Annotated in this window: 18 protein-coding genes, 7 tRNA genes and 2 pseudogenes; 14 read left to right on the forward strand and 13 right to left on the reverse strand. The window is 69.9% G+C overall.

What is annotated here, in order from left to right; all coding sequences use genetic code 11:
• A partial coding sequence (locus VKA29_RS00280) for a DEAD/DEAH box helicase (protein WP_324783057.1) occupies positions 1-1,792 on the reverse strand: 1,792 nt, incomplete at its 3' end.
• Positions 1,793-2,701: 909 nt separating this feature from the next.
• Positions 2,702-3,052, reverse strand: coding sequence for a metallopeptidase family protein (locus VKA29_RS00285; protein ID WP_324783058.1), 351 nt, complete (start codon positions 3,050-3,052; stop codon positions 2,702-2,704).
• Between the two features lie 85 nt (positions 3,053-3,137).
• On the opposite strand from VKA29_RS00285, the gene VKA29_RS00290 reads away from it, so the two are divergent.
• The 4 genes from VKA29_RS00290 (at position 3,138) to VKA29_RS00305 (ending at position 5,071) form a co-directional block, all read left to right on the forward strand.
• Complete coding sequence (locus VKA29_RS00290) at positions 3,138-4,709, forward strand: metallophosphoesterase (protein WP_324783059.1); 1,572 nt, start codon at positions 3,138-3,140, stop codon at positions 4,707-4,709.
• Between the two features lie 80 nt (positions 4,710-4,789).
• Positions 4,790-4,862, forward strand: a tRNA-Glu gene (locus VKA29_RS00295).
• Positions 4,863-4,898: 36 nt separating this feature from the next.
• Positions 4,899-4,973 (forward strand) — tRNA-Asp (locus VKA29_RS00300).
• Between the two features lie 24 nt (positions 4,974-4,997).
• Positions 4,998-5,071: transfer RNA gene (locus tag VKA29_RS00305), tRNA-Phe, on the forward strand.
• A 160-nt stretch (positions 5,072-5,231) separates the two neighbouring features.
• On the opposite strand, the gene VKA29_RS00310 is transcribed toward VKA29_RS00305, so the two are convergent.
• The gene (locus VKA29_RS00310) at positions 5,232-6,404 is read right to left on the reverse strand and encodes a transposase (protein ID WP_324783060.1); all 1,173 of its coding nucleotides are present in this window, start codon (positions 6,402-6,404) and stop codon (positions 5,232-5,234) included.
• A 170-nt stretch (positions 6,405-6,574) separates the two neighbouring features.
• Between VKA29_RS00310 and hrpA the strand changes: the two genes are divergently transcribed.
• The 3 genes from hrpA to VKA29_RS00325 all read left to right on the forward strand — a co-directional run bounded on the left by hrpA (position 6,575) and on the right by VKA29_RS00325 (position 11,133).
• On the forward strand, positions 6,575-10,528 hold the full coding sequence (hrpA, locus tag VKA29_RS00315; protein WP_324783061.1) for an ATP-dependent RNA helicase HrpA: 3,954 nt from the start codon (positions 6,575-6,577) through the stop codon (positions 10,526-10,528).
• Between the two features lie 93 nt (positions 10,529-10,621).
• Positions 10,622-10,696 (forward strand) — tRNA-Asp (locus VKA29_RS00320).
• Between the two features lie 245 nt (positions 10,697-10,941).
• Entirely contained in the window at positions 10,942-11,133 is a 192-nt protein-coding gene (locus VKA29_RS00325) for a DUF6274 family protein (protein WP_324783062.1), read from the forward strand.
• A 527-nt stretch (positions 11,134-11,660) separates the two neighbouring features.
• Here the strand turns inward: VKA29_RS00325 and bldC are convergent.
• A complete protein-coding gene (gene bldC, locus VKA29_RS00330; protein WP_003949541.1) occupies positions 11,661-11,867 on the reverse strand; it encodes a developmental transcriptional regulator BldC in 207 nt (68 codons plus the stop codon).
• A 597-nt stretch (positions 11,868-12,464) separates the two neighbouring features.
• The gene (locus tag VKA29_RS00335) at positions 12,465-13,307 is read right to left on the reverse strand and encodes a hypothetical protein (protein ID WP_324783063.1); all 843 of its coding nucleotides are present in this window, start codon (positions 13,305-13,307) and stop codon (positions 12,465-12,467) included.
• Between the two features lie 222 nt (positions 13,308-13,529).
• Here VKA29_RS00335 and VKA29_RS00340 point away from each other — a divergent pair, with 222 nt between their 5' ends.
• Together VKA29_RS00340 and VKA29_RS00345 are read left to right on the forward strand one after the other, a co-directional pair.
• Entirely contained in the window at positions 13,530-14,627 is a 1,098-nt protein-coding gene (locus VKA29_RS00340) for a Leu/Phe/Val dehydrogenase (protein ID WP_324783064.1), read from the forward strand.
• A gap of 298 nt (positions 14,628-14,925) precedes the next feature.
• Positions 14,926-15,180: a DUF3073 domain-containing protein gene (locus tag VKA29_RS00345; protein WP_324783065.1), complete on the forward strand. Its 255-nt coding sequence runs from the start codon at positions 14,926-14,928 to the stop codon at positions 15,178-15,180.
• A 67-nt stretch (positions 15,181-15,247) separates the two neighbouring features.
• On the opposite strand, the gene purM is transcribed toward VKA29_RS00345, so the two are convergent.
• From purM to purS, 7 genes and pseudogenes are all read right to left on the reverse strand, one after another.
• Positions 15,248-16,315: a phosphoribosylformylglycinamidine cyclo-ligase gene (purM, locus tag VKA29_RS00350; protein WP_324783066.1), complete on the reverse strand. Its 1,068-nt coding sequence runs from the start codon at positions 16,313-16,315 to the stop codon at positions 15,248-15,250.
• Between the two features lie 44 nt (positions 16,316-16,359).
• Positions 16,360-17,889, reverse strand: coding sequence for an amidophosphoribosyltransferase (gene purF / locus VKA29_RS00355; RefSeq protein ID WP_324783067.1), 1,530 nt, complete (start codon positions 17,887-17,889; stop codon positions 16,360-16,362).
• Positions 17,890-17,950: 61 nt separating this feature from the next.
• Positions 17,951-18,271 (reverse strand): annotated as a pseudogene (locus tag VKA29_RS00360) (META domain-containing protein); the annotation flags it as partial.
• Between the two features lie 154 nt (positions 18,272-18,425).
• Positions 18,426-19,223 carry a maleylpyruvate isomerase family mycothiol-dependent enzyme gene (locus VKA29_RS00365; RefSeq protein WP_324783068.1) on the reverse strand — a complete coding sequence of 266 codons (798 nt, stop codon included), beginning with the start codon at positions 19,221-19,223 and terminating at the stop codon, positions 18,426-18,428.
• A gap of 564 nt (positions 19,224-19,787) precedes the next feature.
• Positions 19,788-22,046 (reverse strand): phosphoribosylformylglycinamidine synthase subunit PurL, encoded by a 2,259-nt coding sequence (purL, locus tag VKA29_RS00370; protein ID WP_324783069.1) that lies wholly within the window; start codon positions 22,044-22,046, stop codon positions 19,788-19,790.
• Positions 22,043-22,723 (reverse strand): phosphoribosylformylglycinamidine synthase subunit PurQ, encoded by a 681-nt coding sequence (gene purQ, locus VKA29_RS00375; protein ID WP_324783070.1) that lies wholly within the window; start codon positions 22,721-22,723, stop codon positions 22,043-22,045. The genes purL and purQ overlap by 4 nt, the downstream gene beginning before the upstream one ends.
• Positions 22,720-22,983, reverse strand: a complete 264-nt coding sequence (purS, locus tag VKA29_RS00380; protein ID WP_007383088.1) for a phosphoribosylformylglycinamidine synthase subunit PurS — start codon at positions 22,981-22,983, stop codon at positions 22,720-22,722. Before purS ends, purQ begins: the two co-directional genes overlap by 4 nt.
• Positions 22,984-23,328: 345 nt before the next feature.
• Here purS and VKA29_RS00385 point away from each other — a divergent pair, with 345 nt between their 5' ends.
• The 5 genes and pseudogenes from VKA29_RS00385 to VKA29_RS00410 all read left to right on the forward strand — a co-directional run bounded on the left by VKA29_RS00385 (position 23,329) and on the right by VKA29_RS00410 (position 24,831).
• Positions 23,329-23,646: a histone-like nucleoid-structuring protein Lsr2 gene (locus VKA29_RS00385; RefSeq protein WP_324783071.1), complete on the forward strand. Its 318-nt coding sequence runs from the start codon at positions 23,329-23,331 to the stop codon at positions 23,644-23,646.
• A gap of 121 nt (positions 23,647-23,767) precedes the next feature.
• Positions 23,768-23,839, forward strand: a tRNA-Gly gene (locus VKA29_RS00390).
• 80 nt (positions 23,840-23,919) lie between these two features.
• Positions 23,920-23,995 (forward strand) — tRNA-Gly (locus tag VKA29_RS00395).
• Between the two features lie 284 nt (positions 23,996-24,279).
• Positions 24,280-24,732, forward strand: a pseudogene (locus VKA29_RS00405) (response regulator); the annotation flags it as partial.
• A 23-nt stretch (positions 24,733-24,755) separates the two neighbouring features.
• Positions 24,756-24,831, forward strand: a tRNA-Gly gene (locus VKA29_RS00410).
• 55 nt (positions 24,832-24,886) lie between these two features.
• Here VKA29_RS00410 and VKA29_RS00415 read toward each other — a convergent pair.
• Positions 24,887-25,792, reverse strand: coding sequence for a phosphoribosylaminoimidazolesuccinocarboxamide synthase (locus tag VKA29_RS00415; protein WP_324783073.1), 906 nt, complete (start codon positions 25,790-25,792; stop codon positions 24,887-24,889).
• Between the last annotated feature and the right edge of the window lie 55 nt (positions 25,793-25,847).

Consider the following 25,847-nt stretch of genomic DNA (forward strand, 5'->3'; position numbering starts at 1 on the left):
CACCCCGGTCGTCACGACGCTCGAACGAACGCCCACCACGGTCGTCACGCCGCTCGTCCCGACGGAAACCACCCCGGTCACCACGGTCGTCACGCCGCTCGTCCCGACGGAAACCGCCCCGGTCGTCACGACGCTCGAACGAACGCCCACCACGGTCGTCACGCCGCTCGTCCCGACGGAAACCACCCCGGTCGCCACGGTCGTCACGCCGCTCGTCCCGACGGAAACCACCCCGGTCACCACGGTCGTCACGACGCTCACGCCGCTCGTACGACGACGCACCCTCCGAACGCTCCGAGCGCTCGGCGGCGTCCACGTCCCGCGCGGCCGGCTGCTCCGGCACCGACACCTCGACGGCCTCCGCCACCACGGCCGCCTGCGCCTCGGCCAGCGCCGCCTCCGGATCCTCGCCCCGCTCACGGGCGGCCCGCGCGATCAGCCGGTCCGCCTCCTCCCGCAGCTCCGCCGCACGCCGCTGCGCCCGCTCCAGCTGCTTGGTCAGCTGCGCGACCTCACGCTCGGCCTGCTGAGCGGCATTGCCCGCGGACTCCGCCTGGACCTCCGTCATCGACCGGGCGCCGGTGATCTCGGCGACCTCCGGCTCGAAGGCCGTACCCGAGTTGATGATGTGACGCGAGGCATCGACACCCGCGTCCTCCATCAGCCGGAAGATCTGACGGCGCTGGTGCGGCAGCGACAGCGACACCACCGTGCCGGTGCGGCCCGCACGGGCCGTACGGCCGGCGCGGTGCAGGTAGTCCTTGTGGTCACCGGCCGGATCCACGTTCAGCACCAGGTCGATGCCGTCGACGTGGATGCCACGGGCGGCGACGTCGGTGGCGACCAGGACGTTGACATACCCGTCCTTGAAGTCGGCCAGCGTCCGGGTCCGGGCGCCCTGCGTCATGCCGCCGTGCAGCGCGTCCGCCTTCACACCGGCGTCACTCAGCTGCTCGGCGACCCGGTCGGCGCCCAGCTGGGTACGCACGAAGATGATCGTGCGGCCCTTGCGGGAAGCGATCGCCGAGGTGACCGGCGCCTTGTCCTTGGGCTTCACGATCAGGATGTGGTGCGACATGGTCGTCACCGCGCCCTGCGCCGCATCGACCTCGTGCGAGACCGGGTCCTTCAGATAACGGTCGACGAGCGTCTTGATCTCGTTCTCCATGGTCGCGGAGAACAGCATCCGCTGGCCGCCGGCCGGCACCTGGTCGAGCAGCTCCGTGACCTCCGGCAGGAAGCCCAGGTCGGACATCTGGTCGGCCTCGTCCAGGACGGCGATCTGCACGTCCTCCAACGAGCAGGCACCACGGCCGATGATGTCGCGCAGCCGGCCCGGCGTGGCGACGAGGACGTCGACGCCGCGCTCCAGGGCGTAGATCTGGTTGCCCATCGACGTACCGCCGCAGACGACCTTCATCTTCAGCCCGAGAACGTCACCGTACGGCTGCAGCGCGTCCGCCACCTGCATGGCCAGCTCACGCGTCGGCGTGAGGATGACCGCGCGCGGCCGGTGCTTCTCGGTACGGCCGCCGGCCAGCGTGGCCAGCGTCGGCAGACCGAAGGACAGCGTCTTGCCGGAACCGGTACGGCCCCGGCCCAGGATGTCCTTCCCGGCCAGCGCGTCCGGGATGGTCGCGGCCTGGATCGGGAACGGAGTGGTCACGCCGTTCTGCGCCAGCTTGCGCACGACGCCCTCGGGCAGACCGAGGTCGGCGAAAGTGACCTCGGGGGTGTCGGTCGCCTCGTCGTCCTCGGACACGACGACGTGATCAGCACTGGAAATGGACATGCGTATGCGAAACCTTCCGGAGTCTCGTCGGCACGCGCCCGTCAACTCCGTGATTCGCAATACGACCGCCTCTGTGCGGTCAGCCACGGCAAGGGAGAGTACGCGCCACACGGCGCGCTCTGCGTTGGCGCCGGGCAAATGGGATCAAACGATCTACCACCATACGCACCCACCGCCCCCCAAGGCAAACCGAGATCCCGGGACGTCCGTCACACCCCACCACCGCACCGGCACACCGGCCCGCCCCCACCCCCGCCCCCGCAAGAGCGCCTCCGCCCTCACACCCGCGCCCCAGCCGCCGACACCGGCACCCGCCCCGCCAACTGCGGCCCCTGCTCGTGCGCCGACGACGACGGCTCGGCCGACGGCGGCGGCTCCGGCGCCGACGACGACGGCTGCTGAGTAGGCGTGGGCTCCGTCACAACGGACCGCGTCGGCGTCGGCTGCTGCCCCCTGGTCGACCCCGGAACCCCCGGCCCGGAACTCACCCCCGGCCCACCCGGACGCACCGACCCACCGGCCCCCACCGACGGCGAAGCGGCAGCGGAAGCAGACTCCCGCCCCTCCCCCTTCTTCCCCCCGCCCTTCCCCTTCCCCCGGTCCTTCCCACCCGCACCGTGCCTGCCGTCCGCCGCCGCCCCGACCCCGGCACCACCCCCGGACATCGCCGTCCCCCCGTCCCGCGCCGCACCACCCCGCTCCCCCACGGAACGCGACGGCCCGGCACTCCCGCCCCCGCCCTCACCCACACTCATGCAGCCGGCAGCCGCGGCGACAGCCACCACCGCAGCGGCCAGACGGACGGACACGTTCAAGGGGCGCACGGGCAGCCACCTCCGAGAGGGACGAAGTCAACCTGCCCAACTCCCGCCGCCCACAAGAGGACACGCGCAACGCGCCGACAACGGCCTACCCGTAACCCAGCGCGTGCAGCCGAGCGTCGTCGATGCCGAAATGGTGCGCGATCTCGTGCACCACCGTCACCTCCGTCTCGGCCACCACGTCCTCCCGCGACTCACACATCCGCAACGTCGGACCCCGGTACACCGTGATCCGATCCGGCAGCACCCCCGCGTACCATTCGCCCCGATCCGTCAGCGGGGTACCCTCGTACAACCCCAGCAAATCGGGATCATCCGCCGGAGGCTCGTCCTCGACGAACACCGCCACGTTGTCCATCAACCGCGTCAACTCCGGCGGAATCCGGTCGAGCGCCTCGGCGACCAGTTCCTCGAACTCCTCGCGTGTCATCTCCAGCACACGCCCATTGTCAGCCACGACCCGACACCACGAGAGCCATGCGCACCACCGCATATCCAGCCACACACCTGGGCATACGCGACCAATGGCCCGCGTCCCCGCCGTCCCCGCCGTCGCCACGACCGTCGTGAACCGGATCCGCAGGACCCCGCGCCCCCTCACCCGCCGCCACCGCACACACCACCCCCACCCCACCATGGAACTGCCCGCGCGCCCCCACCCCTGGACCCGCGCCCTCGGCCTGATCACCGTCGTCCTGCTCGGCGCCTGGCTCGGCCTGCTCATAGTCGGCAACGTCCGCGTCCCCGTAGGCCCCATGGACACCACCATGACCCTGCGCCCCTCACTCACCGGCGGAACGAAGATCAACATCTCGCCGCTCGGCGCCCTCCAGCTCAACAGCCACCACGCACCCGTCCGCCTCGACGTCAACGTCGACCAACTCGACCCGGTCCGCGCCCAAGCCCTCGTCGACCACCCCGAACGCCTCTCCGGCCTCCAGGACGAAGTCGCCCGCGACATCGAGGCCGGCACCCGCGACCTCGCCCTGCGCTCCTGCGTCGCCGTCGTCTCCGGCGCCACCGCCCTCGGCCTCGCCGTCTACCGCCGCCCCCGCCGCGCCCTCGCCGCCGGCGGCCTCGCCCTCGCACTCCTCGGCGCCTCCGGAGCATCCGCGTACGCCACCTGGAACCCCGAATCCGTCCTCGAACCCAAGTACTCCGGACTGCTCTCCTCGGCCCCGTCCCTGGTCGGCAACGCCCGCAACATCGTCACCGAGTTCGACGTCTACCAGAAAGAACTCGCCCGCCTCGTCACCAACGTGACCAAGCTCTACGACGCCACCTCCACGCTCCCCGCCTACCAGCCGGACCCCAGCACCGTCCGCGTCCTGCACGTGTCCGACATCCACCTCAACCCGGCGAGCTGGAAGATCATCGCCTCGCTGGTGGACCAGTACAAGGTCGACGTGATCGTGGACACCGGCGACACCATGGACCACGGAACAGCCGCCGAGAACGGCTTCCTCGACCCCATCAAGGACCTGGGCGCCCCGTACGTCTGGATCAGGGGCAACCACGACTCCGCCGCCACCCAGCGCTACCTCTCCCGCATGGGCAACGTCCACGTCCTCGACAACGGCCGGGCACAGACGATCGCGGGACTGCGCTTCGCCGGCATCGGCGACCCGCAGTACACCCCCGACCGCTCGAACAAACCAGGAGCCGACGCCTCGGAGGAACTCGCGGGCGCCCGCCTCGCCACCGCCCTGCGCGACCAGACCAACGCCGGCACCCCCGTCGACGTCGCCCTCGCCCACGAACCCTCGGCGGCACGCGAGACGGACGGCACGGTGCCACTGGTCCTGGCCGGACACCTGCACCACGAGGGCGACGAGGTCATGCGCTACGGCACCCGCCTGCGCATGGAGGGCTCCACCGGCGGCAGCGGCCTGCGCGCACTGGAGCGCCAGTACCCCGCGCCGATCGAGGCGTCCGTCCTCTACTTCGACCGGGACACCCGCCGGCTCCAGGCCTGGGACTCGATCAAACTCGGCGGCCTGGGCGAGACGACGGCCGAGGTCGCCCGCCACCTCCCGGACGAGAACAAACCGGGCGCCACACCCTCCTCTCCCGCCCCTTCCACCCCCAGCCCTTAAACCGTTTTGGCGATACCTCCCGCCATCCCATATGCTTCTCACGTCCCCGACGCGCTGAGAAGCGCCCAGGCGGGCCGATAGCCCTCATCGTCTAGCGGCCTAGGACGCCGCCCTTTCAAGGCGGTAGCACGGGTTCGAATCCCGTTGGGGGCACGCAGTACGGTGTGCGACACTGTCGTACACAAGCTTGGTCCTGTGGAGCAGTTTGGAGTGCTCGCCACCCTGTCAAGGTGGAGGCCGCGGGTTCAAATCCCGTCAGGACCGCCGAGGTTTCACGTGAAACCTTGCGGCTGGGTAGCTCAGTTGGTACGAGCGATCGCCTGAAAAGCGATAGGTCGCCGGTTCGACCCCGGCCCCAGCCACAGCAGAAGCCCTGATCTTCGGATCGGGGCTTTGTTGTCTGTGGCCAGCTGTCCTGCTGGATCACTCGTACGAGCGTCCGCGTCCGCTGCCCGGGAGCCGTGCTCCCCGGCTTGCAGCTCGTTCCCGCCGATGGCTTCGGCGGGAACGGCGCATCCAGCCCTACGCGATCAGCGTGAGGGCAGGGGCCTGTGACTCGGCCCCGCAGACCCACACCCACCAGCCGCGCCGGCTGATGACGTGGGACGCATTGAGGTCCGCGTGCTCAACGAAGCCGCAGGACCGGCAGACGAACACGGCCTGGCTGGGCCGGTTGCGTCGGTCGATGTGGTGACAGCGCGAGCACTCCTGGCTGGTGTACGCGGGGTTCACATGGACCAGGGGGACTCCCGCCCGGCGCGCCTTGTAGGCGATGAAGGCGCCGAGTTGGTGGAAGGCCCAGGAGTTGACCGTGACGCGTTGGGGCTTTTTCAGCCGTGCCCGTTCGCGGATGCCCTTCAGGTCTTCGAGGGCGATGCCGCGGCCGGTGCGTTGAGCCTCCGCCACGATGTGCTTGCTGATCTTGTGGTTGATGTCGCGGGTGCGTCTGGCCTCTCTGCCCGCGTGGCGTCCGGCCCGTCGTTTCGCGGACCGTGTGCCCTTCCTCTGGAGTTCGGTGCGCAGCTTCCGGTCGTTGGCGCGGGTGCGGTTGAGTCGTCTGCCGCTGTGCCGGTGTCCGGTGGAGGTGGTGGCGATGTCGGCGATGCCGAGGTCGACGCCGATGAATCCGTGCGGGGCGGGGTTCTGCGGGGGGTCGGGGATGTCGAGGGTGGCCATGAGGTACCACTGGCCGTTGTGGGTCAGCAGGTCGGATTCGCCTCGGCGGTACCGGTCGAGCAGTCGGAGGTGTTCTTCGCCGCCGGTGTAGGGGAGGTGTTTGATGCGGCCCGCGGTGGTCCAGATGGAGACGGTGCGTCGTTCCGTCTGCCAGGAGAGCATGCGGTCGTCGTAGGGCTGGGCGGCGTGGGTGCGGAAGGTGAGGGGCTTCCCGGTGGCTGCTCGGTGTCGCGGGGTTCCCGGCTTGCCGAGGTTGCCGGCTTTGAGGTTGCTCCTGAGGGACGTGTAGGCGTCTCTGGTCTTCTTGATGACGTGCTGGGCGGCTTGGGCGCCGAGGTTCCAGTCGGTCTTGAGGTGGGTGTAGGTCCGGGCTCGGAGGGCTCGGATGTCGGTGGTGCGGTCGGCGTGGGCGATGGCGGAGACGTGGTTGGCGGCTTGGTTGCAGGCGCGGAGGGTCGCGTCGAGGGCCGATGCCTGTGCGGGCGTCGGGAGCAGCTTGATCCGCAGCACCAGTTTCACGAACAGGGAATCTAGGTCGTGATGGCTGTTCGATCGGGGGTTTTTGTCGCCGTTTCGCCTGGATGGGCGGGTGCTCGAACGTGCGTCCGGGGCCGTGGTGGGGGGCCGTGGGGGCGTCGGGGGCAAATCGGTCGCCAGGAATTTCCGCGGGATGAGATCCTGGAACGCGTATGTCTACGCACCCTGCCCCCGCCGCACCGGTCCTCGGCGTGCTCGCCTCCCGGCTGACCGAGTTGTCCCTGCGTGACGCGCACCGGCTCGGGCGCCGGCTCGAAGGCGCGCGCAAGATCCGTAAGCCGGAGGCCCGGGCCGCTGTCCTCGCCGAGATCGGGGAGGAGATCGGCAGGGCCGAGGAGCGGATGGGTGAGCGGCGTGGCCGCGTGCCCGCCGTCTCGTATCCGGAGCAGTTGCCGGTCAGTCAGAAGAAGGACGTCATCGCGGAGGCGATCCGCGATCACCAGGTCGTGATCGTGGCGGGTGAGACCGGCTCCGGGAAGACGACGCAGATCCCGAAGATCTGTCTGGAGCTCGGGCGGGGGGTGCGCGGCATGATCGGGCACACCCAGCCGCGTCGTATCGCCGCCCGTACGGTCGCGGAGCGGGTCGCGGAGGAGCTGGACACCCCGTTGGGGGAGTCGGTGGGCTGGAAGGTGCGGTTCACCGACCAGGTGAACCCGGAGGCCACGTTCATCAAGCTGATGACGGACGGCATCCTGCTCGCGGAGATCCAGACGGACCGGGAGCTGCGCGCCTACGACACGATCATCATCGACGAGGCGCACGAGCGGTCCCTGAACATCGACTTCCTGCTGGGATACCTGGCGCAGTTGCTGCCGCGCCGGCCGGATCTGAAGGTGGTCATCACCTCCGCGACGATCGATCCGGAGCGGTTCTCGCGGCATTTCGGTGACGCGCCGATCGTGGAGGTCAGCGGGCGGACGTATCCGGTGGAGGTGCGGTACCGGCCGCTGCTGGAGGAGGACGGCGACGACTCCGACCGGGATCAGATCACGGCGATCACGGACGCGGTCGAGGAGCTGATGGGCGAGGGGCCGGGCGACATCCTGGTCTTCCTGTCCGGTGAGCGGGAGATCCGCGACACGGCGGACGCGCTGGAGAAGAAGAAGTATCGGTTCACGGAGATCCTGCCGCTGTACGCCCGGCTGTCGCACGCCGAGCAGCACCGGGTTTTCCAGCCGCACACGGGGCGCCGGATCGTGCTGGCGACCAATGTCGCCGAGACGTCGCTGACCGTTCCGGGGATCAAGTACGTGATCGATCCCGGTTTCGCCCGTATCAGCCGTTACAGTCACCGCACCAAGGTGCAGCGGCTGCCGATCGAGCCGGTCTCGCAGGCGAGTGCCAATCAGCGCAAGGGCCGTTGTGGTCGTACGAGTGACGGTGTCTGCATCCGGCTGTACAGCGAGGAGGATTTTCTCGCCCGGCCGGAGTTCACGGACGCGGAGATCCTGCGGACGAACCTGGCGTCGGTCATTCTGCAGATGACCGCGGCGGGTCTGGGTGAGATCGAGAAGTTCCCGTTCATCGATCCGCCGGATCACCGGAACATCCGTGACGGTGTGCAGTTGCTGCAGGAGCTGGGTGCGCTGGATCCGGCGCAGCAGGATCCACGCAAGCGGCTGACGCAGACGGGCCGGAAGCTGGCGCAGCTGCCGGTGGATCCGCGGCTGGCGCGCATGGTGCTGGAGGCGGACCGCAACGGCTGTGTCCGTGAGGTGATGGTGATAGCCGCCGCGCTGTCCATCCAGGACCCGCGTGAGCGTCCCGCCGACAAGCAGACGCAGGCCGATCAGCAGCACGCTCGTTTCAGGGACGAGAGCAGCGACTTCCTGGCCTACCTCAATCTGTGGCGCTATCTGCGCGAGCAGCAGAAGGAGCGGGGGTCCAGTTCCTTCCGGCGGATGTGCAAGCAGGAGTATCTGAATTTCCTGCGCATCCGTGAGTGGCAGGACATCTACACCCAGCTGCGTACGGTGGCGAAGCAGATGGGTATCCACCTCAACGAGGAGGACGCCGCCGCGGACCGCGTTCATGTCTCGCTGCTGGCCGGGCTGCTGTCCCACATCGGGATGAAGGATGTGAAGGACGGCAACAAGAACGAGTATCTGGGGGCGCGGAACGCGAAGTTCGCGGTCTTCCCGGGTTCGGCGCTGTTCCGGAAGCAGCCGCGTTTCGTGATGTCCGCGGAGCTGGTGGAGACATCCCGGTTGTGGGCGCGGGTCAACGCGAAGATCGAGCCGGAGTGGGTGGAGCCGCTCGCCGGGCATCTGCTGAAGCGGACGTACAGCGAGCCGCACTGGGAGAAGGACCAGGCGGCGGTGATGGCGTACGAGAAGGTGACGCTGTACGGCGTGCCGATCGTCGCGCAGCGGAAGGTGAACTACGGCCGTATCGACCCGGAGGTGTCGCGGGAGCTGTTCATCCGCAACGCGCTCGTGGAGGGCGACTGGCGTACCCATCACAAGTTCTTCGCCGACAACCGCCGGCTGTTGAGCGAGGTGGAGGAGCTGGAGCACCGGGCGCGGCGCCGGGACATCGTGGTCGACGACGAGACGTTGTTCGACTTCTACGAGCAGCGGGTGCCCGAGCACGTGGTGTCGGGTGCGCATTTCGACTCGTGGTGGAAGCGCAAGCGGCAGGAGCAGCCGGACTTCCTCGACTTCGAGCGGGAGATGCTCATCCGGGAGTCGGCGGAGGCGGTGACGAAGGCCGACTATCCGGATTCCTGGCGGCAGGGTGATCTGAAGTTCCGGGTGACGTACCAGTTCGAGCCGGGCGCCGACGCGGACGGTGTGACGGTGCACATCCCGTTGCAGGTTCTGAACCAGGTCACGGACGAGGGTTTCGACTGGCAGATCCCGGGGTTGCGGGAGGAGTTGGTGACGGAGCTGATCCGTTCGCTGCCGAAGCCGGTCCGTCGTCACTACGTCCCGGCGCCGAACTACGCGAAGGCGTTCCTGGAGAGGGCGGTTCCTCTTCAGGAGCCGTTGACGGTGACGATGGCGCGCGAGCTCAGGCGGATGGTGGGGGTGCCGTTCGAGGCGGAGGACTTCGACTGGTCGAGGGTGCCGGACCATCTGCGTGTCACGTTCCGCATCGTGGACGAGCGGCGCCGCAAGCTGGCGGAGGACAAGGATCTGGAGGCTTTGCGGCTGCGGCTGAAGCCGAGGGCGCGCAAGGCGTTGTCCCAGGCCGCGGCGGCCACCGCGGAGCGGCGGGGCGGGGAGTCGCTGGAGCGCGCGGGTCTGACGGACTGGACGATCGGCACGCTGGACCGTGTCTTCGAGACCCGGCGGGCCGGGCAGCCGGTGAAGGCGTATCCGGCGCTGGTGGACGACGGCGACACGGTGTCGGTGCGTCTGTTCGACACGGAGGCCGAGCAGGCGGAGGCGATGTGGCGGGGGACGCGTCGGCTGATTCTGCGCAATGTCCCGGTGAACGCGGCCAAATTCGCGAGCGATCGCCTGACGAACGCGCAGAAGCTGGCGCTGTCCGCCAATCCGCACGGTTCGGTCCAGGCCCTGTTCGACGACTGTGCGATGGCGGCGGCGGACAGGCTGATCGCGGACTTCGGTGGTCCGGTGTGGGACGGGGAGTCGTACCGGAAGCTGTTCGACAAGGTGCGTGCGGAGATCGTCGACACGACGGTCCGTACGGTCGGGCAGGTGCAGCAGGTCCTTGCCGCCTGGCAGGCCTGTGAGCGCCGTCTGAAGGGCGTTCGCAGCCCCACGCTGCTGGAGAACCTGCGGGACGTGCGGGGGCAGTTGGACGCCCTGGTGAAGCCCGGTTTCGTGACGGAGGCGGGGCTTCGGCGGCTGCCGGACCTGATGCGGTACCTGGTGGCCGCCGACCGGCGGTTGCAGCAGATGCCGACCAACGTGCAGCGGGACACCACGCGCATGGAGAAGGTGCGGGAGATGCAGGACGAGTACGCGTGGCTGCTGGAGCAGTTGCCGAAGGGCCGCCCGGTTCCGGCGTCGGTGCTGGACATCCGCTGGATGATCGAGGAGCTCCGGGTCAGTTATTTCGCGCACGCGCTCGGGACGGCGTATCCCGTCTCGGACAAGCGGATCGTGAAGGCGATCGACGCGGCGGTTCCGTAGTCGGGTGGGTACGGTGGGTGAGTTCGACCAGGGGGCTCACCCTCCTGTACAGTCCTTCTCGCAGCGCAACGCACGGATGGTGCTGCGAAACCTGGTCCTGTGGAGCAGTTTGGAGTGCTCGCCACCCTGTCAAGGTGGAGGCCGCGGGTTCAAATCCCGTCAGGACCGCAATGACGAAGTGCCCGTCCCCTCTCCGAGGGGCGGGCACTTCATCGTTGTCGTCGGGGCCGGAGGCGGGCGCCGGTTTGTGGCGCCGGTTTGTGGTGCCGGGTTGTTCGTCGCCGCTTTCGTCGCTGCGGGCCCATGGGGCGCTTCAGGCCCGTGGGCGCTGTGTGCGGTCTTGACGGCGTCACATTCGCTCGGTACCCAGAAACCAGGGCGCGTTCCCGCAGCGGCCCCCCTGGAGGTGGCGTATGGCGGCATCGGCTAGGCACGAGACGCGGGCGCTGCTCCGGGCGCACCTGTCGGCCGCGTCGTCGTTCGGGCATCTGACCCGCCACTGTCCGATCTGCCATCGTCTGCTGCGCCTGGCGATGGACTCGCCGTCGCGTCCCGTCCAGGTGCCGGAGGGGCCGGCGGGGGAAGAAAGGCCCACCACCGCGTGACCTCCGGGGGAAGAAAGGCCCACCACCGCGTGACCTCCGGCGTACTCCGGCACCCGCTCGGGCGTGGCAAGGTGGAGCCTGGGGTTCCGTTCGTGTGCGTAGTCTGGAGACGACCGGGGCTTCCGCGTGTGACGGGTGTCACTGCATGAGTTTCTGAAAGCGCGGTATTTACGCCTCGCCTACAACTGGTCAATTTAATATGTGCAATTGCACTCTCCGGGGCGGCCGACCCGCGGCCCCGTCCGGCCCCCGTCCCGAGGTCTTCCGCGGCAGTTCCGACAGCCCTCCCCAGAGTCCGACAAGCCCGCTCACGGAGCTTTCGGCCGCCGACGCCGGGAGCACAAAAAAGATCGCGCTGGACCCGGCGGGGTCCAGCGCGATCGACGACGCACCCTGTCACGTGCTGGGAGGGCTCCCAAGAGCCCGGGCGAAGGCCCTGTTGGGGCAGGACCCGCGTCGCTTGGAACTGGGGTTCGGGCTCCTCGGCACGTTGGGGGACCTGCCGAATTGCCCGGTCATGCAGTTGTTCAGGCCTCGCTGCGCTGCTGCGGGATGCCCGCGAGCAGTGCGCGGACCTCAGCCTCGCGATAACGGCGGTGCCCGCCGAGCGTACGGATCGACGTGAGCTTGCCGGCCTTCGCCCACCGCGTGACCGTCTTGGGGTCGACACGGAACATGGTGGCGACCTCAGCCGGGGTCAGCAGCGGCTCGGCATCAGGGGTGCGAGCGGTCATGAGCGGCCTCCTCGGGAGAACCGAACCTTCTCGGTTCTTTCCTCTAAATTCTGCACCTTGACCCGCGTTGCCCGAAATGGCGGACGCGAGTCGAGTCGGTTATAGGACGAACGGCTTGTCCTCGGCACTACAACTACACCATCTGTCCAGCCCCGTCGGCCAAACCGATGGAATTGCCCTCCAGGTGTCCATCACCGACGGAAGCCGATGGACCATGCCATAGCGGACAGTCACGCCACTGTGACGATCAGTCACAGGACGATCAGGAGTCACCAGACCCCCCAAAGCACGCAACGCGAAGATTCCGCCCGCCGTGGAACGTAGCGGGACGGACAGAGCCCTCCCCGGACTCCTTGTCCTATTTTGGCATGAGGAGGGGCAAGGGATGCAAGGGGCGTGTAAGTGCGGTCCGTCACGCTTGACACTTTGGCCCGGATCCGGGCCCTAAGTCCCATGTTGACGGCGCTTCAGGCAGCCGGAGCATCAGTCGGTGCGAGGACGAAACCCCAAAAAGGGCGCCGCGTCAAACGCCAGTTCGTCACCCGGAGTCCAGGAAGCAGGAAGCCGGTACCAGGACCCGGGCTCCGGGCTCCGGGCTCAGTTCGCCGACCGCAGGTCCCTGACCGACCGCCACCGCTCCACCAGCCGCGCGTACGCGGCACCGGCACCCGCGCCGTCGCCCCGCCGCAGCGCCTCGATGCCTTCGGCCACGTCCGCCGCCGAGTGGTCGCCCTCCAGCTCGCCGGCCGGCAGCAGGTGCACCAGTCCGCCGTAGTCGAGCTCCACCAGCGAGCGGGGGTGGAAGTCCTCCAGCCAGCGCCCCACGTCGACCAGGCCGTCGATGAGCGGCCCCTCGTCGACGGCGTCGCGCAGCGCGCGCAGGGCCCGCGCCACCCGGCGCCGGGCCTGCACCATGGGCGTCCGGTAGCGCAGCATCGGCGGGATCTCGCCGGAGCCCTTGTCGAAGCGCCGTTCCCCGTCCGACACCAGCACGAACCAGTGCAGCGGCACCTGCCAGGTCGAGGTGCGGATCCACGGACGGGCGTCGGGGTTGCGGTTCAGCCAGCGCTCGTAGTCCCGGGCCGCCTGCTGCCGCACGACCTCCGGCAGCACCGCGTCCAGCACCGGCTCGGGCAGTTCCCCGGCCAGCTCGCCCAGGGCCTGCCAGCCGCGCAGCCGGGTCCGCCAGGGGCACACGCACACCACCCCGTCGACGTCGAGCACGAACGCGTCGCTGCTCTCGTGGACCGGCACCGGCACCGGCGGGGTGGGCACCAAGTCGGCCAGGGAACGGCGCAGTTCGTCCTGATACGACGGCCGGTCGGGGCGGCGGGCGTAGCGCGCCCAGTGACCGCGCTCCGGCTCGGGGAAGGCGGCCAGCGGCTCGTACACACGCAGGTACGCCGGGTAGGGGACGATCACCGAGGACACCTTGGGCACGCCTGCTCCCTCCCCTGCCCATCACCGGGAAAACCTGCGGGACCCGCCCGGGACGTGCGGGAAATCCCTCCAAATCGTCGCACGTCCGTACTCTGCCAGGGGAAGATCCCCGGCGGTGCGCGGCGCAGGTGCGCGGGCAGGCTCTAATCTCGTCCTCACAGCAGCGCCCACCACCCAGGGGAGCTGCTCTCCGATCGCCGCTACTCTCCAGGAGTCACCACAGTGACCGACGTAACCGGCGCACCTGCTGATGCACTGCACACCCTGTTCCACTCGGACCAGGGCGGTCATGAGCAAGTCGTGCTCTGCCAGGACCGCGCCAGCGGCCTGAAGGCCGTCATCGCCATCCACTCCACCGCGCTGGGTCCCGCGCTCGGCGGCACACGGTTCTATCCGTACGCCACCGAGGCGGAGGCCGTCGCCGACGCGCTGAACCTCGCGCGCGGCATGTCGTACAAGAACGCCATGGCCGGTCTCGACCACGGCGGCGGCAAGGCCGTGATCATCGGCGACCCGGAGCGGGTCAAGACCGAGGAGCTGCTGCTGGCCTACGGCCGGTTCGTCGCCTCCCTCGGCGGGCGGTACGTCACCGCGTGCGACGTCGGCACCTATGTCGCCGACATGGACGTCGTGGCGCGCGAGTGCCGCTGGACGACCGGGCGCTCACCGGAGAACGGCGGCGCCGGCGACTCCTCGGTGCTGACCGCGTTCGGTGTCTACCAGGGCATGCGCGCGTCCGCCCAGCACCTGTGGGGCGACCCGTCGCTGCGTGGCCGCAAGGTCGGCATCGCGGGCGTCGGCAAGGTCGGCCGTCACCTGGTGACCCACCTGCTGGACGAGGGCGCCGAGGTCGTGGTCACGGACGTGCGCGAGGACGCCGTACGGCACATCCTCGACGCGCACCCGGCGGGCGTGAGCGCGGTCGCCGACACGAACGCGCTCATCCGCGTCGAGGGCCTGGACATCTACGCCCCGTGCGCGCTGGGCGGGGCGCTGAACGACGTCAGCGTGCCCGTGCTGACCGCCTCGGTGGTCTGCGGCGCCGCCAACAACCAGCTCGCCCATCCGGGCGTCGAGAAGGACCTCGCCGACCGCGGGATCCTTTACGCGCCGGACTACGTGGTGAACGCCGGCGGCGTCATCCAGGTCGCCGACGAACTGCACGGCTTCGACTTCGACCGGTGCAAGGCGAAGGCGGCGAAGATCTTCGACACCACTCTCGCGATCTTCGCTCGTGCGAAGGACGACGGCATTCCGCCGGCCGCGGCGGCCGACCGGATCGCCGAGCAGCGGATGGCGGAGGGCCGCCGGGGCCTCTGATCCGGGGGCGCCCGGCAGGTTTCGCCGGTACCCGCCGACGAACACTTAGAGAGAACTCTCACGTTCGTCGGCGGGTCGGCCGCCGATAAGTGGTTAAAATCGCGGTTGACCAGCGAGGACGGGGCGCCTCGAAGGTCCTGTGCACACGCGCGGGGTGCGGGCGACGTACCGTATGTGCGTGGGCTCAGGTACCGTGGAAGCCCTACGGACCGGTCTCTCCGCGGAGAGCCCGTTCCGGATCATGAACGCGTGTCAAGACTCTGGGGCCGTCGAGCCCCGTCGTTGAGGGGGTCGAGCCATGGGGCGCGGCCGGGCCAAGGCCAAGCAGACGAAGGTCGCCCGCCAGCTGAAGTACAACAGCGGTGGGACGGACCTCTCACGCCTGGCCGAGGAGCTGGGCGCATCGACGTCGAACCAGTCGCCGAACGGCGACCGTTTCGAGGACGATGAGCATGACGACGACGACCTGTACTCACGTTACGCCGACCTCTATGAGGACGACGACGAGGAGGACGAGGACAGCCAGTCCTCACAGCATCGTCGCGGCGCTTGACCTTGTACTGAGCACACCCGGTCGGTGACTCCGGTCACCGACCGGGTTCTGTGCTGCCCACAAGGCCTCAGCCCGCGTAGTCCCCGACCAGGGCGGCGCCGGTGGGGTGCTCACCCCTGTCCGTGATCTCGCCGGCGATCCAGGCGTCGACGCCGCGGTCGGCCAGCGTGGCCAGGGCCACGTCCGCCGACTCGCCGGGCACGATCGCGATCATGCCGACGCCCATGTTCACGGTCTTCTCCAGTTCCAGGCGTTCGACCTGACCGGTCCTGCCGACCAGGTCGAAGACCGGGGCGGGGGTCCAGGTGGAGCGGTCGACGACCGCGTGCAGCCCGTCGGGGATCACGCGCGCCAGGTTGGCGGCCAGGCCGCCGCCGGTGACGTGGCTGAAGGCGTGCACGTCCGCGGTGCGGATGAGGGCCAGGCAGTCCAGGGAGTAGATCTTGGTGGGCTCCAGCAGCTCCTCGCCGAGGGTGCGGCCGAGCTCCTCGACGTGCGCGTCCAGCGAGAGGCCGGCCTGGTTCAGCAGCACGTGCCGTACCAGCGAGTACCCGTTCGAGTGAAGGCCGGAGGCCGCCATGGCGATCACCGCGTCCCCCTTGCGGATGCGGTCGGCGCCGAGGAGCCGGTCGGCCTCCACCACGCCCGTACCGGCGCCGGCGACGTCGAAGTCGTCCTCGCCCAGCAGGCCGGGGTGTTCGGCCGTCTCACCGCCGATGAGGGCGCAGCCGGCCAGCACGCAGCCCTCCGCGATGCCCTTGACGATGGCGGCGACCCGCTCGGGGTGGACCTTGCCGACGCAGATGTAGTCGGTCATGAACAGCGGCTCGGCGCCGCACACCACGATGTCGTCCATGACCATGGCGACCAGGTCGTGGCCGATGGTGTCGTAGACGCCGAGTTGGCGGGCGATGTCGACCTTCGTGCCGACGCCGTCCGTGGCGGAGGCGAGCAGGGGGCGCTCGTAGCGCTTGAGGGCGGAGGCGTCGAAGAGGCCGGCGAAGCCGCCGATGCCGCCGAGGACCTCGGGGCGTCGGGTCTTCTTGACCCACTCCTTCATCAGCTCGACGGCGCGGTCGCCCGCCTCGATGTCGACGCCCGCCGCTGCGTAGCTGGCACCAGTTGTCTCAGACATGGCGATGAGGACTTTCGTGTCGTACGGCAGGTGGAACGGGCCGCCTACGGACGGCGGATCGCGTCGGTGGCCGCGGTGGCGGCGGTCCCGGCGGCCAGCTCGGTCTCCAGCAGCTGCTTGCCGAGCAGCTCCGGGTCCGGGAGGTCCATCGGGTACTCGCCGTCGAAGCAGGCGCGGCACAGGTTCGGCTTGGCGATGGTGGTCGCCTCGATCATGCCGTCGATGGAGATGTAGGCCAGGGAGTCGGCGCCGAGGGAGGTGCCGATCTCGTCGATCGTCATGCCGTTGGCGATGAGTTCGGCGCGGGTGGCGAAGTCGATGCCGAAGAAGCAGGGCCACTTCACGGGCGGCGAGGAGATCCGGATGTGGACCTCGGCGGCGCCCGCCTCGCGGAGCATGCGCACCAGGGCCCGCTGGGTGTTGCCGCGGACGATGGAGTCGTCGACGACGACCAGGCGCTTGCCCTTGATGACTTCCTTCAGCGGGTTCAGCTTCAGCCGGATGCCGAGCTGCCGGATGGTCTGCGAGGGCTGGATGAAGGTCCGGCCGACGTAGGCGTTCTTCACCAGGCCGGCGCCGAAGGGGATGCCGGAGGCCTCCGCGTAACCGATGGCGGCCGGGGTGCCGGACTCCGGGGTCGCTATCACCAGGTCGGCGTCGGCCGGGGCTTCCTTGGCCAGCTTGCGGCCCATCTCGACCCGGGACAGGTAGACGTTCCGGCCGGCGATGTCGGTGTCCGGGCGGGCCAGGTACACGTACTCGAAGACGCAGCCCTTGGGCTTCGCATCCGCGAATCGTGAGGTGCGCAGGCCGTTCTGATCGACGGCGACGAACTCGCCCGGCTCGATCTCGCGGACGAAGCTGGCGCCGCAGATGTCGAGGGCGGCGGTCTCCGAGGCGACGACCCAGCCGCGCTCCAGCCGGCCGAGGACCAGCGGGCGGATGCCCTGCGGGTCGCGGGCGGCGTAGAGAGTGTGCTCGTCCATGAAGACGAGCGAGAAGGCGCCCTTGACCTGCGGGAGGACGGTGTGGGCCGCCTCCTCGATGGTCAGCGGCCTGCCGTCCTCGTCGACCTGGGCCGCGAGCAGCGCGGTGAGCAGGTCGGTGTCGTTGGTGGCCGCCACCCGGGTCGAACGGCCGCCGGGTTCCTTGGGCAGGTCGGCGACCATCTCGGCGAGCTGCGCCGTGTTGACCAGGTTGCCGTTGTGGCCGAGCGCGATGGAGCCGTGCCCGGTGGCGCGGAACGTCGGCTGGGCGTTCTCCCACACGGAGGCGCCGGTGGTCGAGTAGCGGGCGTGTCCGACCGCGATGTGACCCTGGAGCGAACCGAGCGAGGTCTCGTCGAAGACCTGGGAGACCAGGCCCATGTCCTTGAAGACGAGGATCTGGGAGCCGTTGCTGACCGCGATTCCCGCGGACTCCTGGCCCCGATGCTGGAGGGCGTAGAGCCCGAAGTACGTGAGCTTTGCGACCTCTTCACCCGGAGCCCAGACACCGAAGACGCCACACGCGTCCTGGGGGCCTTTCTCACCGGGGAGCAGATCGTGATTGAGTCGACCGTCACCACGTGGCACGCCACCGAGTGTAGGCGAGATCGACCACTGGTCCGAATTCGGGTTACTCGACAGTAGCGGATCAGTTGTCCGCGACGGCGCGGACGGTCGTGCCGTTTTCGCTGGTCAGAGTGAGGGTGCCGTGATCCACTCGGTAGCTCACCGAGCCGTCGAAGAGGCCCAGCAGGGTCCGTTCGATGCGCATGAGTGAGGCGTCGCACATCATTCGGGTGGTGACCGGACGGCCCAGCGTGATGTGTCCGTCGCGGACGGTCGCGGTGGCGCCGACGTGGTTGCAGCCGAGCCGGCCGCCGACCCTGCCGGTGTGCCGGTCGAGGACGAGGTACGCGCGCCCGTGGGCGGGGGGCGAGGTGACGGTCCACCTGGTGCCGTACAGCGGGGTGGCCTCCGGGCCGGCGCAGGCCACCGCGAGCGGGACGAGCGCGGCGGCGGCCGCCAGTGTCATGCGCTGCTTGTGCCTGTTCATGCCGCTTTGACGGGTTGTGGGAGCGGATCGGTTCCCTCACGGCATCGGTTCCCTCACAGCATCGGTTCCCTCACGACATCAGCGGCAGCAACCCGCTCAGGTCGGCCCGTTCCCCGCTCGCGCTGAGCGCGGCCGCCTCGAGCGCGTCACGCCACGCCACCCGGCCGGTGGCGAGCCTGATCCAGGTCAGCGGGTCGGTCTCGACGACGTTGGGCGGAGTGCCGCGGGTGTGCCGGGGCCCCTCGACGCACTGCACGACGGCGTACGGCGGGATGCGCACCTCGGTCGAGCCGCCGGGGGCCTTCGCGGCGAGCGCGTCGGCGAGCAGGCGCGTACAGGCGGCGAGGGCCTGGCGGTCGTGGGGGATGTCCAGGCCCGGCACGGCGGCGTTCAGGTCGTCGGTGTGGACGATCAGTTCGACGGTGCGGGTGACCAGGTAGTCGGCGAGCGTCATGGTGCCCGTCCGGGCGGCGAGCAGGCGGTCGCCGGGGGCGGTGTCCAGGGCCTCGGCGAGGCGCTCGCCGGCGCGGGCGTAGAGGGCGTCGAGGTCGGGGTGGGCGGCGGCCAGCTCGCGGGTGCCGTCGGCGATGGCGGCGGCACGGGTGGCGGTGGCGAAGGGCCACTCGGTGAGCGTGAGCTCCGCCTTGGCCGGCTCCTCGCGTTCGAGATTGCGGCTGACGGTCTCCACCGCCATGGTCATGTGCGCGGCGAGGTCGCGGACGGTCCAGTCGCCGAGCCGGGTGGGGCCGGCCAGTTGCCCGGGGGTGAGGGTGTGCACGGCCTGCCGTACGTTGCCGAACTGGGCGAGGACCGCGGCGCGGATCTTGACGGGGTCGTAGACGCGGGCACGCTTCTTGGCCGGTGACATGCGGGGAGCCTAGTCGGCGGGGGCGAGCCCGACGCCCGCACGCGGTGCGGATCCCGCGCCGGAGATCACGGCGGTCGTCCGCACCGGCAGATGCCGGCGGCTCCCGCGCCGTCGGACCCGGCGGGAGCCCGCGTCGTCGGACCCGGCGGGAGCCCGCGTCGTCGGACCCGGCGGGGGCCCGCGTCGTCGGACCCGGCGGGGGCCCGCGTCGTCGGACCCGGCGGGGGCCCGCGTCGGCGGACCCGGCGGCAGCCCGCCCCGTCGGACCCGGCGGCAGCCCGCCCCGTCGGACCCGGCGGGGGCCCGCGTCGGCGGACCCGGCGGGGGCCCGCGTCGGCGGACCCGGCGGGGGCCCGCGTCGGCGGATGCCTCAGGGCCTGTGTGGCCCTGTGCCGTGGGAAGCGGCGGGGCGCCGTTCGGCAGGGCCCGGATGGGCCCGTGGCGGGGGCGGAGCCGGGTGTCCGTGTCCGCGGGCGAGGCGGTCCGGGCCTGGATGGCGAAGGCCCCGCCCGGGCCCTCGGCTGAGGCTGAGGTCCTGGTGGGCGGGGCCTTCGGCCGACAGGCTCAGGCGAGCAGCGCCGGGATGGTGGCCTCGTTGGCCTCGCGCAGCTCGCTCAGGGACAGCTCGAAGGCGCCCTGGAGCTCGACCGTGTCACCGTCCACGACACCGATGCGGGTGGCCGGCAGGCCGCGCGCGCCGCACATGTCGTTGAAGCGGACCTCCTCCGAGCGCGGCACGGCGACGATCGCGCGCCCCGCCGACTCCGAGAAGCAGAGGGTGAACGCGTCCAGCCCGTCCGGCACGACCAGCCGTGCGCCCTTGCCGCCGAGCAGCGCCGACTCCACGACCGCCTGGATCAGGCCGCCGTCGGACAGGTCGTGCGCGGAGTCGATCATGCCGTCGCGGGAGGCGGAGATCAGGATCTCGGCCAGCAGCTTCTCGCGCTCCAGGTCGACCTTCGGGGGCAGGCCGCCGAGGTGGTCGTGGATCACCTGCGACCAGGCCGAGCCGCTGAACTCCTCGCGGGTGTCGCCGAGGAGGTACAGCAACTGGCCCTCCTCCTGGAAGGCGACCGGGGTGCGGCGGGCGACGTCGTCGATGACGCCGAGGACCGCGACCACCGGCGTCGGGTGGATGGCGGCCTCGCCGGTCTGGTTGTAGAGCGAGACGTTGCCGCCGGTCACCGGGGTGCCGAGCTGCAGGCAGCCGTCGGCGAGACCGCGTACGGCCTCGGCGAACTGCCACATCACCGCCGGGTCCTCGGGCGAGCCGAAGTTCAGGCAGTCGGAGACCGCGAGGGGCTTGGCGCCGGTCGTCGCCACGTTCCGGTAGGCCTCGGCGAGGGCCAGCTGCGCGCCCGTGTACGGGTCGAGCTTGGCGTACCGGCCGTTGCCGTCGGTCGCGATGGCGACACCGAGGCCGGTTGCCTCGTCGACGCGGATCATGCCGGAGTCCTCGGGCTGGGCGAGGACGGTGTTGCCCTGCACGAAGTGGTCGTACTGCGAGGTGATCCACTTCTTGGAGGCCTGGTTGGGGGAGGCCACCAGCTTCAGGACCTGGTCCTTCAGCTCCTCGCCCGTGGACGGCCGGGGCAGCTTGTTCGCGTCGTCGGCCTGGAGCTCGTCCTGCCAGGACGGGCGGGCGTAGGGGCGCTCGTAGACCGGGCCCTCGTGGGCGACGGTGCGCGGGTCGACGTCGACGATCTTGCCGCCGTGCCAGTAGATCTCCAGGCGGTCGCCGTCGGTCACCTCGCCGATGACGGTGGCGATGACGTCCCACTTGTCGCAGATCTCCAGGAACCGGTCGACCTTCTCCGGCTCCACGACCGCGCACATGCGCTCCTGCGACTCGCTCATGAGGATCTCCTCGGGCGAGAGCGTGGAGTCGCGCAGGGGTACGTCGTCCAGGGTGACGCGCATGCCGCCGGAGCCGTTGGAGGCGAGCTCGGAGGTCGCGCAGGACAGGCCGGCCGCGCCGAGGTCCTGGATGCCGACGACCAGCTTCTCCTTGAAGGCCTCCAGGGTGCACTCGATGAGCAGCTTCTCCTGGAAGGGGTCGCCGACCTGGACCGCGGGGCGCTTCGACGGCTTGGCGTCGTCGAAGGTCTCGCTGGCCAGGATCGAGGCGCCGCCGATGCCGTCGCCGCCGGTGCGGGCGCCGTACAGGATGACCTTGTTGCCCGCGCCGGACGCCTTGGCGAGGTGGATGTCCTCGTGCCGCATCACGCCGATGGCGCCCGCGTTGACCAGCGGGTTGCCCTGGTAGCAGGCGTCGAAGACGACCTCGCCGCCGATGTTGGGCAGGCCCAGGCAGTTGCCGTAGCCGCCGATGCCGGCGACCACGCCGGGCAGGACGCGCTTGGTGTCGGGGTGGTCCGCGGCGCCGAACCGCAGCGGGTCGACGACCGCGACCGGGCGGGCGCCCATGGCGATGATGTCGCGCACGATGCCGCCGACCCCGGTGGCCGCGCCCTGGTAGGGCTCCACGTAGGAGGGGTGGTTGTGCGACTCGACCTTGAAGGTGACCGCGTAGCCCTGGCCGACGTCGACGACGCCTGCGTTCTCGCCGATGCCGACGAGGAGGGCGTCGGACTGGGGGGCCTTCTCGCCGAACTGGCGGAGGTGCACCTTCGAGGACTTGTAGCTGCAGTGCTCGGACCACATGACGGAGTACATGGCGAGCTCGGCGCCGGTGGGCCGGCGGCCGAGGATCTCCACGATCCGCTCGTACTCGTCCTTCTTCAGGCCGAGTTCGGCCCAGGGCAGCTCGACGTCGGGGGTCGCGGCCGCGTGCTCGACCGTGTCCAGAGGCGTCCTGCTCATGCGGTGACCAGCTTCTTGAGGATCGAGGTGAAGAAGGGAAGGCCGTCGGTGCGGCCGGTGCCGATCAGCGGCTCGACGGCGTGCTCGGGGTGCGGCATGAGGCCGACGACGTTCCCGGCCTCGTTGCTGATGCCGGCGATGTCCCGCAGCGAGCCGTTGGGGTTGAAGTCCACGTAGCGGAACGCGACCCGGCCCTCGGCCTCCAGCTTGTCGAGGGTGTACTCGTCGGCGACGTACCTGCCGTCCATGTTCTTCAGCGGGATGTGGATCTCCTGGCCCTGCTCGTAGTCGCTGGTCCAGGAGGTGCCCGCGTTCTCCACCCGCAGCTTCTGGTCGCGGCAGATGAAGTGCAGGTGGTCGTTGCCGAGCATGGCGCCGGGCAGCAGGTGGGCCTCGGTGAGGATCTGGAAGCCGTTGCAGATGCCGAGGACCGGCAGTCCGGCCTTCGCCTGCTCGATGAGGGGCTCCATCACCGGCGAGAAACGGGCGATCGCGCCGGCCCGCAGATAGTCGCCGTAGGAGAAGCCTCCGCACAGCACGACGGCGTCGACCTGGTGGAGGTTCTTGTCCTTGTGCCACAGGGCGACCGGTTCGGCGCCCGCGAGACGGATCGCGCGCTGCGTGTCCCGGTCGTCGAGGCTGCCCGGGAAAGTGACGACGCCAATACGAGCGGTCACTTCGCGGCCTCCGCGACTTCCTCCACCTTGACGGTGAAGTCCTCGATCACCGTGTTGGCGAGGAAGGATTCCGCAAGGTCGTGGATACGGGCGAGCGCGGCCTCGTCGACCGGCCCGTCAACTTCCAGTTCGAATCGCTTTCCCTGACGTACGTCCGAGATGCCGTCGAAACCCAGGCGCGGCAGCGCACGCTGGACCGCCTGGCCCTGGGGGTCGAGGATCTCCGGCTTGAGCATGACGTCGACTACGACGCGTGCCACTGGCACTCCCGGTGTGTGGTGCTGAGCAGGTCCCTTCAGACTACCCGCACGAAATTTCTACGCGAGTAGAGTTGTAGGAAACTACGTGACGGCAGTCACTGCCCCGCCCCGGAGGGGCTCCCCTCGCGAAAAATTCACGGAAAGATCCCGCATCGACGCCCGCTTCCCTATTGCGCCGGGACACGCGGGAAGATTTAGTCGGGCTTCACAATGCAATGCCGGGCACTGTACAAATGAAATAGCAATAGCCGATACTTTGCCCATTAACTGGCGGACAGTCGACACCCGGGCGACGTCGTGGCACGTCATCGCAGATACAGGTGTCGCACGAAGGGACCGATATTCGTGGCGCAGAAGGTCGTGGTCACTCTCTTTGACGACATCGACGGCTCGGAAGCGGCGGAGACGATCGCCTTCGGACTCGACGGCAAGTCGTACGAGATCGACCTGAACCAAGCCAACGCCGAGAAACTGCGCACGGCCCTCGAGCCGTACGTGGCGGCCGGACGCAAGCGGTCGAAGTCCGGCAAGGCGTACCGGGAGACCGAGGTCGCTCCCGACCCGGCGGCCGTCCGGGCCTGGGCCCAGGCCCACAAGATGGACGTCCCGGCCCGCGGCCGCATCCCCAAGAAGGTCTACGAGGCGTTCAGCGCCGCGCAGTGACGCCGGCCGACGACCGGTCACCGGCCCCTCGGCGGAACCGACTTGCGTTCCACCCCTCCTGATCAGCTAGAGTCTGGAGCACGCCGAGGGGCGAGGCCGAAGGGCCGGACCACTCAGTCGCGCGGGTGTAGTTCAGTAGCAGAACATCCCCCTTCCAGGGGGAAGGCGCAGTGTGCAATTCCTGTCACCCGCTCTGCACCGCCGGTCCTGGGCACTCTTGTGGATCAGGTAGGCTGGTGCTCGCGCCGATCGGTGGGAGCCGGTCGGAAGCATGCGGACGTAGCTCAGTTGGTAGAGCGCAACCTTGCCAAGGTTGAGGTCGCGAGTTCGAGCCTCGTCGTCCGCTCCAGAGAAGCCCCGGTCTTCGTGACCGGGGTTTTTTCGTGCGCCGCGAACGCGGACCCGGCGGCGCCCGGCATTCGTCATGCCGAGTGACGACACCGTGCACTGCTCCCCGGCCCCGGCCCCGGCCGCCGGGACGCTGAATGCATGGGCCGCACCGACCACATGGACCGGACGAACGGCGTGGACCGGACGGGCGTGGACCGGACGGGCGTGGACCGGACGGGCGGTGACGAGCAGGAGCACGAGCATGTGATCGAGGTCACCGGCCTGCGGCGGTGCGGGGTTGCGGCGGTCCCGGACCCGCAGATGCCGGGCGCCACGGTGTGAAGGTCGCCACAGCTCCGCGTGCCGAGCTGCCCGGCTGCCAGGTGCTGATCGTCACCGGTCACGGGCGGCCCGGCATCTGAAGCGGGCCCTTGCGGCGGGTGTGCGGGGGTTCGTGCCCAAGACGGTCGGTGCGCAGCGGCTCGCCGAGATCATCCGTACCGTGCACGCCGGGAACCGCTACGTCGAACCGGAGTTGGCCGCCGACGCGATCTCCGCCGGGGACTCGCCGCCGGCCGCGCGGGAGGCGGAGGGGCTGGAGCCAGCCGCCGACGGGACGCCGGTCGCGGGGATCGCCGAACGGGCCGGCTGTCGCCGGTCGCCGTGCGGAACCGCCTCTCCTCGGCCGCGGCGAAGCGGGGGGCGGAGAACCGGCACACGGCGGCGCGTCCCGCCCGGGAGCGCGGTTGGGTATAGTTGCTCTCGCGCCACGGCGCAACGCGGACGTAGCTCAGTTGGTAGAGCGCAACCTTGCCAAGGTTGAGGTCGCGAGTTCGAGCCTCGTCGTCCGCTCCAGGAAAAGGCCCCCGGTTCCCCGGGGGCCTTTCGCGTCAGGTGCGGCTCGTGCCGGTCAGGCGCTCGTCCAGCTCATGCCCGTGAGGCGCTCGTACGCCTCGACGTACTTGGCGCGGGTCGCGTCCACGATGTGCTGCGGCAGCGCGGGCGGCGGCTGCTCGCTCCCCCGGTCCCAGCCCGACTCCGGCGAGGTCAGCCAGTCGCGCACGAACTGCTTGTCGTACGACACCTGCGAGCGCCCCGGCTGCCACTGGTCGGCGGGCCAGAAACGAGAGGAGTCCGGGGTGAGGACCTCGTCGGCGATGACCAGGGTCTCGCCCTCGTAGCCGAACTCGAACTTGGTGTCCGCCAGGATGATCCCGCGGTCGCGGGCGATGTCGCGGGCCCGGGAGTACACCGCGAGGGTCACCTGGCGCAGCTGCGCGGCGGTGTCCGCGCCGACCTGCCGGGCGACCTCCTCGTAGGAGACGTTCTCGTCGTGGTCGCCGACCGCCGCCTTGGTGGCCGGGGTGAAGATCGGGGCGGGCAGCTCGCTGCCGTCCACCAGGCCCTCCGGGAGGGCGAGGCCGCAGACCGTGCGGGACTCGTCGTACTCGGCGAGGCCCGAGCCGGTCAGGTAGCCGCGGGCCACGCACTCCACCGGGACCATCCGCAGCGACTTGCAGACCAGGGTGCGGCCCGCCCAGTCGGCGGGTGCACCGGCGGGCAGTTCGGTGCTCAGGACGTGGTTGGGGACCAGGTCGGCGAGCTGGTCGAACCACCACAGGGAGAGCTGGGTGAGGATGCGGCCCTTGTCGGGGATCTCCGTGGGCAGCACCCAGTCGTAGGCGGACGTACGGTCGCTGGCGACCATCACGAGGTCGCCGGCCTCGTTCTGGTACAGGTCGCGCACCTTTCCGGTGTGCAGGTGCACCAGGCCCGGCACCTGAAGGGGCTCGGGCTTCTCGACGAATCCGGACACGGTTCCTCCCCGTGGTGATGTCCAATGGCTCGATTCTCCCGTATGCCGGGGACCG

It is taken from the genome of Streptomyces sp. H51 (assembly GCF_035656535.1).
GTDB lineage: Bacteria > Actinomycetota > Actinomycetes > Streptomycetales > Streptomycetaceae > Streptomyces.

Excerpts from the sequence above, each read along its gene's own strand:
- VKA29_RS00290 (WP_324783059.1), top strand. The coding sequence starts at position 3,138 with ATGGCCCGCGTCCCCGCCGTCCCCGCCGTCGCCACGACCGTCGTGAAC.
- hrpA (WP_324783061.1), top strand. The coding sequence starts at position 6,575 with ATGTCTACGCACCCTGCCCCCGCCGCACCGGTCCTCGGCGTGCTCGCC.
- VKA29_RS00325 (WP_324783062.1), top strand. The coding sequence starts at position 10,942 with ATGGCGGCATCGGCTAGGCACGAGACGCGGGCGCTGCTCCGGGCGCAC.
- bldC (WP_003949541.1), bottom strand. The coding sequence starts at position 11,867 with ATGACCGCTCGCACCCCTGATGCCGAGCCGCTGCTGACCCCGGCTGAG.
- VKA29_RS00345 (WP_324783065.1), top strand. The coding sequence starts at position 14,926 with ATGGGGCGCGGCCGGGCCAAGGCCAAGCAGACGAAGGTCGCCCGCCAG.
- purM (WP_324783066.1), bottom strand. The coding sequence starts at position 16,315 with ATGTCTGAGACAACTGGTGCCAGCTACGCAGCGGCGGGCGTCGACATC.
- VKA29_RS00365 (WP_324783068.1), bottom strand. The coding sequence starts at position 19,223 with ATGTCACCGGCCAAGAAGCGTGCCCGCGTCTACGACCCCGTCAAGATC.
- purL (WP_324783069.1), bottom strand. The coding sequence starts at position 22,046 with ATGAGCAGGACGCCTCTGGACACGGTCGAGCACGCGGCCGCGACCCCC.